This is a genomic window from Pseudomonas sp. Irchel 3A5 (genome assembly GCF_900187575.1).
GTDB classification, from domain to species: domain Bacteria; phylum Pseudomonadota; class Gammaproteobacteria; order Pseudomonadales; family Pseudomonadaceae; genus Aquipseudomonas; species Aquipseudomonas folii.
In genome coordinates, this window is sequence record NZ_FYDU01000016.1 from 101109 (window position 1) to 114343 (window position 13235).

10 protein-coding genes are annotated in these 13235 nt (G+C 58.1%); 7 read left to right on the forward strand and 3 right to left on the reverse strand.

Annotated features, from left to right (window positions below; all coding sequences use genetic code 11):
- The first annotated feature begins 131 nt into the window (after positions 1-131).
- The 6 genes from CKW31_RS23930 (at position 132) to CKW31_RS23955 (ending at position 9591) form a co-directional block, all read left to right on the forward strand.
- Entirely contained in the window at positions 132-1310 is a 1179-nt protein-coding gene (locus CKW31_RS23930) for a GGDEF domain-containing protein (RefSeq protein WP_095100729.1), read from the forward strand.
- A gap of 166 nt (positions 1311-1476) precedes the next feature.
- Positions 1477-1812 (forward strand): hypothetical protein, encoded by a 336-nt coding sequence (locus tag CKW31_RS23935; RefSeq protein ID WP_095100731.1) that lies wholly within the window; start codon positions 1477-1479, stop codon positions 1810-1812.
- Positions 1813-2262: 450 nt separating this feature from the next.
- Complete coding sequence (locus CKW31_RS23940) at positions 2263-5151, forward strand: PAS domain-containing protein (RefSeq protein WP_095100936.1); 2889 nt, start codon at positions 2263-2265, stop codon at positions 5149-5151.
- 180 nt (positions 5152-5331) lie between these two features.
- Positions 5332-5829 (forward strand): RNA polymerase sigma factor, encoded by a 498-nt coding sequence (locus tag CKW31_RS23945; protein ID WP_095100733.1) that lies wholly within the window; start codon positions 5332-5334, stop codon positions 5827-5829.
- Positions 5830-5965: 136 nt separating this feature from the next.
- Complete coding sequence (locus tag CKW31_RS23950; protein ID WP_095100736.1) at positions 5966-6931, forward strand: FecR family protein; 966 nt, start codon at positions 5966-5968, stop codon at positions 6929-6931.
- A 242-nt stretch (positions 6932-7173) separates the two neighbouring features.
- Positions 7174-9591, forward strand: a complete 2418-nt coding sequence (locus tag CKW31_RS23955; RefSeq protein ID WP_095100738.1) for a TonB-dependent receptor — start codon at positions 7174-7176, stop codon at positions 9589-9591.
- 175 nt (positions 9592-9766) lie between these two features.
- Here the strand turns inward: CKW31_RS23955 and CKW31_RS23960 are convergent, their stop codons facing one another.
- Both CKW31_RS23960 and CKW31_RS23965 read right to left on the reverse strand, forming a co-directional pair.
- Positions 9767-11059: a sorbosone dehydrogenase family protein gene (locus tag CKW31_RS23960; RefSeq protein WP_095100740.1), complete on the reverse strand. Its 1293-nt coding sequence runs from the start codon at positions 11057-11059 to the stop codon at positions 9767-9769.
- Positions 11056-11484, reverse strand: a complete 429-nt coding sequence (locus CKW31_RS23965; protein WP_095100742.1) for a DUF2231 domain-containing protein — start codon at positions 11482-11484, stop codon at positions 11056-11058. Before CKW31_RS23965 ends, CKW31_RS23960 begins: the two co-directional genes overlap by 4 nt.
- 271 nt (positions 11485-11755) lie before the next feature.
- On the opposite strand from CKW31_RS23965, the gene CKW31_RS23970 reads away from it, so the two are divergent.
- Entirely contained in the window at positions 11756-12160 is a 405-nt protein-coding gene (locus CKW31_RS23970) for a hypothetical protein (protein WP_095100744.1), read from the forward strand.
- On the opposite strand, the gene CKW31_RS23975 is transcribed toward CKW31_RS23970, so the two are convergent.
- Positions 12141-13160: an SEL1-like repeat protein gene (locus tag CKW31_RS23975; RefSeq protein WP_095100747.1), complete on the reverse strand. Its 1020-nt coding sequence runs from the start codon at positions 13158-13160 to the stop codon at positions 12141-12143. The two genes, CKW31_RS23970 and CKW31_RS23975, sit on opposite strands and share 20 nt — an antisense overlap.
- Positions 13161-13235: the final 75 nt, after the last annotated feature.

The following is a 13235-nucleotide window of genomic DNA, read 5'->3' on the forward strand; positions in this document are numbered from 1 at the left end:
CCGACAGAGAAATTCACTTTTATCGCTCCGATGGTCTTGCCTCAGAGAAATGTTGTACCAGACGCTCTGAAATATCTGCGCAAACGCATACAATTCCGCCTTTATCACCCATCAGAAAGGCCCGTCAGTTCATGGCGCTCGATCCACCCACGCTGCTGGTCCTATCCATCGCACTCGCTGCCGCGGCGTCACTCTATCTGGCAGTCGAGTGGCGTACGGTGCGTGAATCTTCACTCCTGTTCTGGAGCGCCGGTTTTGCGACGATCAGCGTGGGGTCAACCCTTGCCCTGTTACGCGCGAGCGGCTTTTTGCTGGTAGGCATATGGGTGGCAAACGGCCTGTTGGTCGCGGCCCACGGGTTGTTTTTATTAGGAGTGGCACGCTTCACGGAAACGCGTTTATCACGAGCCTGGTACCTGATCCCCGGGGTGTGGCTGGTGCTGCTTTTACTGCCGAGCGATCCGTCATGGTCCAAAGTCATGCTGGTAGTCAACTCTCTGCTCGTCGCCCTGTTGACGTTGCGAGCCAGTGCCCTCCTGCGTCCCCATGGCAAGTCACTGAGTATCGGGGCCGTTCAGCTACGTTATGTGCTGCTGGTACATGGCCTTTTCTATATTGCCAAGGCGATACCGGCAGTTGTCCCGGGCACGCTGATCGATCTCGCTGCTTTTCGTGGCGAGATCATTCAGATTTCACTGGTCGAGGGGGCGATGGCAATCATGCTTATCGCCCTTTCAATGACGGGAACCGAACGCTACCGGCGAGAAAAGCGAATCGCCCGACTGGCCGCCCGGGATCCATTGACGGCGCTGTACAACCGCAGAGCGCTTGAAGTCCGGGCTCCGCGCCTGCTCGATCAGGTGACAAGCGCTCGACCCTGCGCTCTGCTGCTGATTGACATCGACAACTTCAAACTGGTCAACGACCTGTTCGGGCACACCGCGGGCGACCGCCTGCTTGTCACCTTGAGCGAGATGATCCGCTCGGTTCTGCCAGAAGGCGCACTGGCGGCACGACTGGGCGGTGACGAATTCGTCATCCTGTTGAGTAACACATCTCGCGAGAAGGTGCTGGCGCTCGGCAATGAGCTGCGCAGCCAGTTCCACACAACCACCTCACAGACGTTTATCACGCCTCAGGCCGTTACACTGAGTATCGGCGCCAACCTGTTCGAGCATCCTCCTGCCAGCCTGGCGGCATTGATCGAACAAAGTGACGCTGCGCTTTACACCTCCAAACGTGAGGGGCGCGACAGCATTCGTGTGGTCGATCAGTCGTCAAGCGGCAGCGACGCACTTCAGACTCGTTAACCATCGGATTCCACAATTCTTCATCACGTTTCCTGTCCGTATGCAGCGGTGATTGGCGCGAAGTTAACCGCTGTAGGACGCATCGTTCCAATCTGTAGGAAGTGCGGTTAAAGTGTCGCCCCCGAGAAATTGGATCCCGGGGTTTTCCGCTATGGAGTTTTCCCCAGTGAAGTACATCAGCAAAGTTGCAGCGTCTGCAGTTCTTGGTCTTGCCCTGGCAGGCTGCACCGGCACCGCGATCAAATCCCCGCACTACGACAGCAATCAATACACCGTTCTGGGCCACAGTGAAGCAAGCGCCACTGGCCTGATGTTGTTCGGCGTTATCCCGATCCGTCAGAACAGCCGCTTCGTCCGTGCTCAGAAGTCCGCCATCGACGCTAAAGGCGGTGACGCGATGATCAACACTCAAGTTCAGGAAAACTGGTTCTGGGCCTGGGTTCTGAGTGGTTACACCACTACCATCTCCGGTGATGTAATCAAGCTGAAAACCGCGCAGTAAACAGCGCGCTGTGATGTTCAGCTGACTAGACGAGCGATAAAGCAAGACTGCTCGCCTAAAGAAAACGCCGCTTGTCTCGATAACGAGAAAGCGGCGTTTTTATTTCTGTGCCCTGAACTCAGTCCGCCCGGCGCACACGCCCCGCTGGCCCGATTCTGCCCGCGATTCAAATAACCGTTGGAACCGACTTCAGTGTGGACAAGTCATAAACGGGTTAACGACCTGATCAGCTCCTTCATCTTTTCGAAAAAAGCGGATTAGCCAGCTGCGCTATAAAGAGTTAGTGCGTGCGAAACCCGACGGTTCTGCCTGACGCGGTCATCAAGGAGCAACAATGCCAACGTGGGAAATGCTTTGAAAGACCTGACTCGCGAAGAGCTTGAGGCTGAAGTCGTACGCCTGCGCAAAGCCCTTGAGGACGCCGGAGTCAATCCAGAGCATCCCGCTGTAATGCCGACCGAAGCCAGCGATGCCGACCCTTTCAGTCGCACCTCCGCAGTTTGCACGTCTTCAGTGCAGGACACCCCGACGGCGCTTGCCACCAGCGAAACGCGCCAGCAGGCTATCTTCGAAAGCGCCATCGACATTGCGATGATCGTGACCAGTCCAGACGGGATCATCACCGACTGGAACCCTGGTGCAGAGCTGGTATTAGGCTGGACTGCCGAGGAAATGCTGGGCCAGACGGCTGAACGTTTCTTCACCCCGGCCGACCGCAAAAGTGGCCAGATAGAACGCGAGATGCGCTACGCCCTGCAGGACGGACGCGCCCTGGATGAAAGGTGGCATCTGCGCAAGGGCCATAAAAAGTTCTGGGCATCCGGCGAGATGATGCCGCTTTATGACGATGACAATCTCCACCTTGGCTTCGTCAAGATTTTGCGCGACCGCACTAACGAGCACCTCGCAGGCCTGGCAATAGAAGAAACCCAGGAGCGCTATCGGCTGGCGGCGAAAGCGACCAACGATGCCATTTGGGACTGGGATTTACTCGCCAATCAGGTGCTGTGGAACGAAGCACTGGAAGAAGCTTATGGTCACCCTCTGGCGACCATCGAGACCACCGGTGATTGGTGGATTGCCCAGATTCATCACGATGACAGGACACGCATTCACGACTCTATCCATGCTCTGATCGACGGCAGCGGCAGCGCGTGGACCGGGGAGTACCGCTTCCGTCGACAGGATGGTTCCTACGCCGATATCCTGGATCGCGGACATGTGATACGCAACGCCGAAGGCCAGGCCGTGCGCATGATCGGCGCGATGCTCGACCTTTCCCGGATGCGCACGGCAGAAAACGCCTTGCGTCGAAGTGAAGATCGCTTCCGAACCATTCTTGAAACCATTGAATCAGCGTTCGCCATCGTCCAGGTCAAGTTCGATGCGGATGACCAGCCGGTTGACTACCGTTTCGTCGAAGCCAATCCTGCTTTCGAACGCCAGGCCGGGGTAAACCTGCGCGGCAAATGGGTCACTGAATTCGCTCCGGACCTGGAGCGTTTCTGGTTCGAGACCTACGGACGTGTGGCCAAGACCGGAGAACCAGCCACTTTCGAAAACTACGCCGAAGCCTTCAAGCGCTGGTTTGACGTGCGGGCGGTCAGCGTGGGTGACCTTGCCGATAGACAGATCGCGATTATCTTCAGCGACGTCACGGAAAGGCGCAACGCACAGGAACGCTTGCGCGCCAGCGAGGCGCTTGCCCGGCAAAACGTCGAGCGCGTGCAACTGGCACTGGCAGCTGGCGCGATTATCGGCACCTGGCACTGGGACGTACCCAACGACCGCATCACCATCGATGAAGGCTTCTCACACGCCTTTGGCCTTGATCCGGCGCTGGGGCTTGAAGGGCTGAGCATCGCGCAAGTGACTGCTTCGGTGCATCCAGAAGACCTGAGCGGGCATGAGAAAGCGATCAGCACGGCGTTGGCCAAGGGCGGCGCCTATGTCCACCAGTGCCGTGTGCGTCGTGCCGACGGCAAATACTATTGGATCGAAGCCAACGGAAGGGTCGATCTGGCAGATGACGGCACCCCGTCAAGCTTGCCGGGTGTGGTCATCGACGTTGAACGCCGACGCTCCATCGAGGCTGAGCGTGACCGGGCGACTGCCGCGTTGCGTGCGCTCAATGAAACGCTGGAACAACGAGTCGCCGAGCGAACCGTCGAGCTGATGCAAGCCGAAGAGAAACTCCGCCAGTCGCAGAAAATGGAGGCCGTAGGCCAACTGACTGGCGGGCTGGCGCATGATTTCAATAACCTGTTGGCCGGTATCTCCGGTGCCCTTGAGCTGATGAGCACGAGAATCGCTCAGGGCCGCTGGACCGAGACCGAGAAGTACATCAGCACCGCACAAGGTGCTGCAAAACGTGCAGCCGCGTTGACACACCGCCTTCTCGCCTTCTCCCGTCGGCAAACCCTGGATCCGCGACCGACCAATGTGAACACCTTGACGGTGGGCATGGGCGAACTCATCCAGCGGACAGTGGGCCCCAGCATTGCGGTGCATATCTCAGGGACGGAGGACGTATGGCCAACGCTGGTTGACAGTAGCCAGCTGGAAAATGCCTTGCTGAATCTGTGCATCAATGCCCGTGATGCCATGCCGGATGGCGGCCGTATCACGATTGAGACCGCCAACCTGTGGATGGGGCGTGACGCGGCCAGCGCCCATGAAATGCCCGAAGGCGAATACCTGGCGCTGAGTGTCACGGACACTGGCACTGGCATGACGCCCGAGATCATTGCAAAAGCCTTCGACCCGTTCTTTACCACCAAGCCGATTGGCCAGGGCACGGGCCTTGGCTTGTCCATGATCTATGGGTTTGCCAAACAGTCGGGTGGACAGGTACGCATCCATTCGCAGGTTGGCGTAGGTACAAAAATCAGCATCTATCTGCCCCGTTACGACGGTGAAGCCACTGAAGACCCACGTGAGTCGGACAAGAAATCGATTGCGCCAGTGGACTCAGGCGAGACCATCCTGATCGTGGATGACGAACCGACGGTGCGCATGCTGTTGATGGACGTTCTCAGCGACCTCAACTACCGAGTGATCGAGGCCGGTGACAGCGTCGCCGGCCTCAAAGTGTTGCGTTCCGACGTACACATCGACCTGCTGATCACCGACGTCGGTTTGCCCGGCGGCATGAACGGTCGGCAGATGGCTGACGCAGGCCGGGAAGTCAGGCCCACGCTGAAAACCCTGTTCATCACTGGCTACGCCGAAAATGCCGCCATCGGCGATGAGCAACTTGGACCAGGCATGCAGGTCCTGACAAAACCCTTTGCCATCGACACCCTCACCTCCCGAGTGCTTGAGCTGATCCGGTCGTAGCAGGTAGAGATGTGGGACCCGCTTCAGCCGGGAAAGCTGCGCCACCGCCAAGGCATCGGGCGGATGTACAGACCTCTTCCCGGCTAAAGCCGGTCCCACGACACTGCACCCCACTAGCGCAAATGATTCTCGTTTGTGATATTTTGCCGCGCTTGCTTCCATGCCAGTTAAGGTGGCCTCATGTCCGGCTCAGATCTCAAGGCGTTATATCTCGCCCATCGCGGAGAAATTCAGGCTTATCTGGATCGTCGCTTGCGTTGCAAAGAGACCGCTGCCGACCTGACACAGGACACTTTCATCCGCCTGTCCGAGCAGATGAACCGGACGCGCATCGAAAACTTTCGCGCTTACCTGTTCTCCAGTGCTCGCAATCTCTTTATCGATCACACCCGACGTCAGGAACACCGCAAAGCCGAGCCGCTGGACTTGCAGGACATGAGCGAAGCCGAGCAGCGAACCCCGACGCTTGAGCAAGCGGCCATTGCCAACCAACAACTGTCGGCCCTCAGTGAAGTGATTCAGAGCATGCCTGAACCTTGTCGCGAGGTGTTTCTGATGGTGCGGGTCGAAGGGCTGACTTACGTAGAGATTGGTGAGCGCCTGGGGATTTCCTCGAAAACTGCCTTCAGCCGCATGGTCAGGGCCCTGGATTTATTGAAGCTCGGTATGCCCGAGTGAACGCCGTTATTTGCTTACTCCGCTGCCAACCGCCGTGCGCCCCCCTGAGCAGCAAGGCGTCTGGGCAGCGGACGTATGCAGGTGCGCTGGATTACACTGCGCCGACAGCACCGGCCCACCCTGAATTGACTGACCTATGAGCGCTGAACCTCCGATTCTCCACCCCTCCGCTCCGCAGCCCGATGACGTGAGTCATCAGGCCAGTACGTGGTTTGCATTGATGCATGGCGGATCACCGACTCCGGCCGAGCACGAAGCGTTGGCAGCATGGCTCGACGCAGATCCTCTGCATGCGCAGGCGTATGCCCGCCTCGAAAAATTGTGGGCAGCCTCAGCCCTTGTGGCTAAACCGACTCCGCCTGCGGTCGACACTCAGTTATCCCGGCGCCGCTTTGTCGGATTAGGCGTAGCGGCGTGCGCTGTTGCCGTCACCGCCAGTGCAACGACGCTCTGGCTCAAGGGCATCGGGTCACCGTTCGCGGACTTGCGTACCGCTGTGGGTGAACGGCGGACGGTACGTCTGGCAGACGGGTCAACGGTGGAACTCGCAGGCAATACAGCGCTGAATATCGACTTTTCTCCAACACAGCGTGCTGTGGAATTGCTCCAGGGCGAAGTATTTTTCAACGTCGTGCCCGCCGCTGTCGGCGAGCTTTCGATCAAAACGGAAGCGGGCCAGGTATTGGCCAACAACGGCGAGTTCTGCCTGTCATGCGAGGGTGCGAGCACGCTGCTGACAGTGAGTCGGCCCACGGTGCGCGTGGTCACCGCAAGCCAGCAGTTGGACTTGGGCGAGGGACTTTCACTGCGCTTCAGTGCCGACCGGACGGAAGCAATCCAGCATGCCGATCTGGATCAGGTGCTTGCCTGGCGCAACGGCCGACTGGTGTTCTTCGACAAACCGCTGAGCGCAGTGGTCAGCGAGCTTCAACGCTGGCGCGAAGGCAAAATATTCATCGCGGACCCACACCTGGCGGCGCGACGGGTCAGTTTGATTCTCAACCTGAATCGACCTGACCAGATGCTGGATGTGCTTTCCAAAGCCCTGTCAGTCAGGGTTACCCGCTACACCGACCTAGTGACCGTCATTCACGCCGCTTGATGATGTGGGACCGGCTTTAGCCGGGAAGAGGCCAGTCCCGTCACCATAAATGTGTCGATGCAAAGACCGTCTTCCCGGCTAAAGCCGGTCCCACGAGGCTTTCCAACCCCCAACATTCATCTCCAACAGACACCCGCCACAAATATTTCAAAACATCGTCAGGTATTGCCAAAGGTCATCCGTCTTAGATGTGACTGATAGCTGTTCGCATATCCATGCGCATCTCATAGGGAACAACCTGAATGGCAAAGCACCACAATCCTGGGCGTAAAACCGGCATGCACTGGCGACTTGGCGCCCACGGCGCAATTCTCGCCTGCACGCTGCTCGTTGGGGCCATTCAGGCACATGCGGCACAAGGTAATGCTGCGGACAGCTCGGTAGACAAGCTGTCACTCAATATTCCCGCTCAGCAACTGCGCCAGGCCTTGTTAGTGTTCAGCCAGCAAACCGGGCAAAACGTGCTGCTGGATGGCAACCTCGATGCAGGTTTGCGCAGCACAGCTGTGATGGGCTCCTACTCGGCGGAAGAAGCATTGGCCGGGTTGCTCCAAGGCAGCGGCTACAGCTTTGCCCGCACGGACGCGGCAACCGTATATCTGGTGCCGGTTGCTCAGGCCCCCATCGCCAACGAAGTGAATCTGCCCGCCACGCAGATTCAATATCGCATCACCCCGGACAGCATCCAGAGTTTCGGCTATCAAGGTAAACCCGTCTCCAGTACCACCCGGCTCGGCCTGAGCGATAGAGAAACCCCGCAAGCGGTAACTGTCGTGACACGCGAGCAGATGGACGATTTCCAACTCAACAGTGTGAAAGAAGCCCTGCGCAACGCGCCCTCGGTCACCGTCGAACAGTTCGAAACGGATCGCACCGCCTTTACCTCTCGCGGCTTCACCATCGACAACTTTGAATACGACGGCATGGGCATGCCATTTTCTGGCGGCGTGCTGCTCGGTGATCAGGACATGACCGAGTTCGAACAAATCGACGTGCTGCATGGCGCCAACGGACTCATGAGTGGTGCGGGCAACCCGTCGGCCACCGTCAACTTTGTTCGCAAACGCCCGACCGAGACTTTCCAGGCGAAGATCGACGCCAGCGCCGGGTCCTGGGATAACCGTCGACTGGGCCTGGATGTCTCCGGCCCGCTGACCGATAGCGGCAATGTGCGTGGCCGCTTCATCACCGCACACGACAAAGGCAACTCCTACCTTGACCGCTATAGCCATGAAGTCAACGTGGCAGCAGGCCTGCTGGCTTTTGATCTGTCCGACGCCGACACGTTGACGGTGGGGTTCTCCCAGCAAGACAGCTACTCAAACGGCAGCACATGGGGCGCCCTGCCCATTGCCGACTTCGCAGGCAATCGTATTCACTACAGCAGCCGCAGCTCCAGCATCGGCCAACCCTGGACGTACTGGGACATCCACACCAAACGCGCCTTTGCCGAGCTGACCCACGATTTCGATAACGGCTGGGCCAGCAAGATCACCCTGACCGGGGTCAGTCAGCATCAAGACACCAAGATGCTGTACGCCATTCCGGCAACAGCGACGGACGTTTTTGCCTACGTCAACCGCACCACCAGCACCGAGCATCAAGTGATCGGCGAGGCTCAGTTGTCCGGGCCTTTCAGCCTGTTGGGCCGCGAGCACCAATTGACCGTTGGCGCCAATTACGGGCGCACTCACCATAAGGAGCGCGGCCACTATAAAGATGTCTCCGGCTACATCATGGCCAGCCTTGAGGACGCCCTGGCCGGTGCAGTTGTACAACCGGCCTTTGATTTCACCAACGACGTCAACACCCAGCTTTTCACCGATCGGCAGAAAAGTGTGTTCGCCGGTGCGCGGTTCAGTCTTACCGATGATCTGCACTGGATCGCCGGGGCCCGCATGCTCAGCGCTGATGGCGAAGGCGCGGGATATGGCTCGCCCCACGATACCCGCGTACATGGCAAGGTGACGCCCTACACCGGGCTGGTCTATGACCTCACGCCACAATGGAGCCTTTACACCAGTTGGACCGAGATCTTCAAACCGCAGTACGTGCGCAGTGTGGGTGGCGGAGTGCTTCAGCCACTTGAAGGCAAAAGCACCGAAGTCGGCGTGAAGGGTCGTCTGCTCGATGAGCGGCTGACGATAACGGCTGCCGTGTTCAAGACCGACCAGCTAAATGTCGCTGAGTCCGCCGGCATACAGGGCAGTCAATTTGTGTACCGGGGCGCGGACCTCAAAAGCCGCGGCGTAGAACTGGAGGCATCCGGTGAAGCATTGCCCGGCCTGGAAATGGCAGGCGGTTACACCTTTGTACGAATCGAAGACGCCAATGGCGATGAAGCGCGCAAATACATCCCCACTCATACCGTGCGTGGAAGCCTGACCTACCGCCTGCCCGCCCTGCCTCAAGCCAGGGTCGGCACCCGCTTTCAGTGGCAAAGCGGGACCGAAGTCGACACTAACAGCAACGTCCGGCAGGACGCCTATGCACTGGTCGACCTGATGGCCAGCTACGACTTCGATGACCATTGGAGCACGTCGTTGAACATGAACAACGTCACCGATCAGAAGTACCTGCTGTCGCTGTATCAGTCCGCTGGTTCGACCAACTACGGCGCACCGCGCAACCTGACGGCGTCGGTGACCTGGAAGTATTAAGTTGATGTTGCCTATTTGAGAATCGCGGCTGTCGCGAAGCAAACACAGACCTGTAGGAGCTGCCGAAGGCTGCGATAGCGGTGCGTCAGGAGTATCGCCATCGCAGCCTTCGGCAGCTCCTACAGGAGTTTGCAATAGATGCCCCGAGGCGACCTTCCGCCTCGGGACACTGGACTCAACGATTACGCGTCACTCTCCAGACGGTGTTGGCAAGATCGTCAGCAATGATCAGCGCACCTTTCGGGTCAACGGTCACACCCACCGGACGACCGCGGGTTTTCCCGTCAGCACCGCGGAAACCGGTCGCAAAATCAACCGGTTCACCCGCAGGGCTACCGTTGTTGAACGGCACGAAGATCACCTTGTAGCCCACCGGATTCGGACGGTTCCAGCTGCCGTGCTCGCCGACAAATACGCCGTTGGCGAACTTGTCGCCCATGGCCGGAATGGAAAAGTCTACGCCGAGCGCCGCAACGTGCGAGCCGAGGCTGTAATCCGGCTTGATCGCGGAAGCGACCTTGTCAGAGTTTTGCGGCTGCGCACGCGGGTCGACGTTCTGGCCCCAATAACTGTAAGGCCAGCCGTAGAAACCACCCTCCTTCACTGACGTCAGATAATCCGGCACCAGATCAGGCCCCAGCTCGTCACGCTCATTGACCACCGTCCACAACTTCCCGGTTTCAGGCTGAATGGTCAGCGCCGTCGGGTTACGCAGGCCAGTCGCATAAGGCTTGTGCGCCCCAGTCTCGGCATCAATCTGCCACACCATGGCGCGATCAATCTCGACTTCCATGCCCCGCTCAGTGATGTTGCTGTTCGAACCAATACCGACATACAGATAACGGCCATCCGGGCTTATGGTCAGCGCTTTGGTCCAGTGGTGGTTGATCTGCGACGGCAAGTCGGTGACTTTGGTCGGAGCGCCGCTGGCTGTGGTCTGTCCGTCCTGGTAATCGAAGCGCACCAATGCGTCCTGATTGGCGACGTAAAGCTTGCCATCAGCAAACGCCAGGCCATAAGGCGCGTTGAGATCTTCAGCGAAAATCGTCTTCGTCTCGTAATTGCCGTCGCCGTCTGCGTCACGCAGCAACGTCAGACGATTGCCGCCTTTGACCTGCGTATTGCCCTTGGCCTTGATCACACTGGCAATCACGTCCTTGGGTTTGAGCTTGGCCGCACTGCCGCCGCGCCCTTCTGCGACGAGGATATCGCCGTTGGGCAGAACGAGAGTCTGACGCGGAATCCTCAAATTGGTCGCGATCGCCGTAATGCTAAAGCCCTCAGGAACCGTGGGTTTCTGATCCCCCCAGGCCACAGGTTCAGCAATCTTCATGCTCGGTAGCAGCGTGCGCTGCGGTTCCGGCAGTTTCGGATCAGGGCCACGTGCCTGAGTGCTTTCGCCATCGCCACCACAAGCACTCAACAACAGTGCCACGCTGATAAGCGTCAGTGCGCCTGAATGCTTCATTCCGCACCTCCCGAACGCAGATTGGTGAGCCCGGTCCACGCGGCAACAACGGACAATAGCGTCACGACTACCGATAGAATCAGCCCTGTGGGCATCATCGCCCAAGCGTCTTTCGCATGCTCAAACGCGTTGATCAAACCCAGTGCCCAGGTGACCAGCAGGAGCAGGAAATACGCTACCGGACGGCCAGCCTTGTGGTCCGCACGGATCAGATTGACCAGTGCAAACAACAACGCCAAACCACAGAACAGTAGCCCTCCGGCAATCAGCCAGGAGGCGAAGTTGGCCCACTGAATCTGGTAGGTCTGGGCGTAAGCGATGTCACTCAGCAAAGCGCCGAGAAACAGCGGAACGGTACCGGCAAGCAAGATCGCGTGTAGCGGGCTCGGGGTAATCCGGTAAAGGGGGTGAGTAGTAACGGTCACGGCGGCTCCTTATCGTTGAGCGACCCTGAGCAATAACCAGCGCAAATGCACTGGCAGACAGGGCCGCGCTGACTGCGCAAAGAAAAGGATCGTTGTGCCGACGCGTTAGTTCAGTGCAGTTCGTGTCGAAATGTTTTGAAAAAGAGTCTCAAAAATAAAATCTCTTATTCGTCCATAGGCTGAGGGTTCGTAATAATGATGCGAGTTATCGGGCACGCGTCAGGAAAGCAACAATCCCACAGCCTTTGAATACAACGTAAAAGGACTTCAAATGAAAACCGACTGGCAACAAATCCGGGAGATGATGAACACCGTCATCGACAGCTGTGAACAGATCGAAGCGGCTGGATACTGCGAGGAGCATCGCAGCGCCACCGTTGAAATCCAGGGCGTTCATTATTTGGTTCAAGATTTTTTAGTCAGCGCCTGGACGCTTCCAGAAAACATTCGCTACCAGATCGTTCGTGAACGTCATGAACGCGACGCCGATCTGCGCTACGTCCCGGAGGCCGCACGCATTCTTGTCGCGATGGCCCAGGCCTGCGCGGAATTGATTGGCGCGGCCGGCGCGGCTCCGGCTCAGAAAGCGATTGCGGGGATGAATCACTGGTACAAAAGCTATGCAGTGCCAAACATGGTTACCGCCATGACCCGCGTCAAAACCTCTCAAGGTTAGCCCGCGCGACGGAATCCCCCTGCGCTGCTGCCTTTTCCCACCAAAAAATGGACTGGGAATGGTCCTTGGGTACTCCCTCGCCCATGAAGTAGAGGTTACCCAGACTTGATTGGCCACCAGCATGCCCTTGCTCGGCAGCCAGACGAAACCATTTGGCAGCGGCTGAATAATCCTGTGCGACCCCTTCCCCCCTCACATACAACATACCGAGGTTGAACTGCGCTGATGTCCGACCCTGCTCAGCAGCTTTTCGATACCACACGGCAGCTTCCGCCGGATCGCGGGCCACGCCAGCGCCGTGCTGGTAAAAAACGCCCATGTTGTGCTGAGCATAGGATTCACCTTGCTCGGCAGCTTTTCGGTACCAATGCACGGCCTTGCTCTGATCCTGGACCACACCTTTACCATCGGCATACAGCCTGGCCAGATTGAACTGCGCAGCCGGATCACCCTGTTCGGCCGCTTTCAGGTACAGCGCTGCGGCTTCTGCGTAGCTTTGGGAAACAGCTTCACCCTCTTCATAAAGCAAACCAAGCCTGTTCTGAGCGCCAGCAAAGCCTTGTTTGGCCGCCAAGGCGTACCAGTGAGCAGCCTCCTTGAGGTTTTTGGTATCGCCCCGGCCATATTGATAGATGGCACCCAGTTGAAATTGAGCGTTGACGAAACCCCGATCCGCAGACTTACGGTAGTAGCTCAGTGCCTTTGGCCAATCCTGAGTCACACCCTCGCCATGCTCGTAGAGAACAGCAACGTTAAATTGCGCAACAGCATCGTTCTGCCCGGCGGCTTTGAGAAACCACGCCAACGCTTGCGCCTTATCCTGCTCAACCCCATCGCCGCGCTCATAACGCGCGCCAAGAAGAACTTGAGCATCTGCATTGCCAGCCTGCGCAGCTCGCTCAAGGGTGCTGAGGTCAGACGCGGCGTACGCCGGACCGGTCAGTAACAGAACACTGAAGGCCGCACCTAACACTCGCCCGCGATTGAAAGCTGGAAACATAACTCGTCCAGTAACCCTGATGTAAAGACCGATGATGCTACACGTAGCCGATGGCGATCGGGTACCGATACAGCG

Bases quoted from the DNA above. Each gene is read 5' to 3' on its own strand.
- CKW31_RS23930 (WP_095100729.1), top strand. From the start codon at position 132: ATGGCGCTCGATCCACCCACGCTGCTGGTCCTATCCATCGCACTCGCT.
- CKW31_RS23940 (WP_095100936.1), top strand. From the start codon at position 2,263: ATGCCGACCGAAGCCAGCGATGCCGACCCTTTCAGTCGCACCTCCGCA.
- CKW31_RS23945 (WP_095100733.1), top strand. From the start codon at position 5,332: ATGTCCGGCTCAGATCTCAAGGCGTTATATCTCGCCCATCGCGGAGAA.
- CKW31_RS23950 (WP_095100736.1), top strand. From the start codon at position 5,966: ATGAGCGCTGAACCTCCGATTCTCCACCCCTCCGCTCCGCAGCCCGAT.
- CKW31_RS23955 (WP_095100738.1), top strand. From the start codon at position 7,174: ATGGCAAAGCACCACAATCCTGGGCGTAAAACCGGCATGCACTGGCGA.
- CKW31_RS23960 (WP_095100740.1), bottom strand. From the start codon at position 11,059: ATGAAGCATTCAGGCGCACTGACGCTTATCAGCGTGGCACTGTTGTTG.
- CKW31_RS23970 (WP_095100744.1), top strand. From the start codon at position 11,756: ATGAAAACCGACTGGCAACAAATCCGGGAGATGATGAACACCGTCATC.
- CKW31_RS23975 (WP_095100747.1), bottom strand. From the start codon at position 13,160: ATGTTTCCAGCTTTCAATCGCGGGCGAGTGTTAGGTGCGGCCTTCAGT.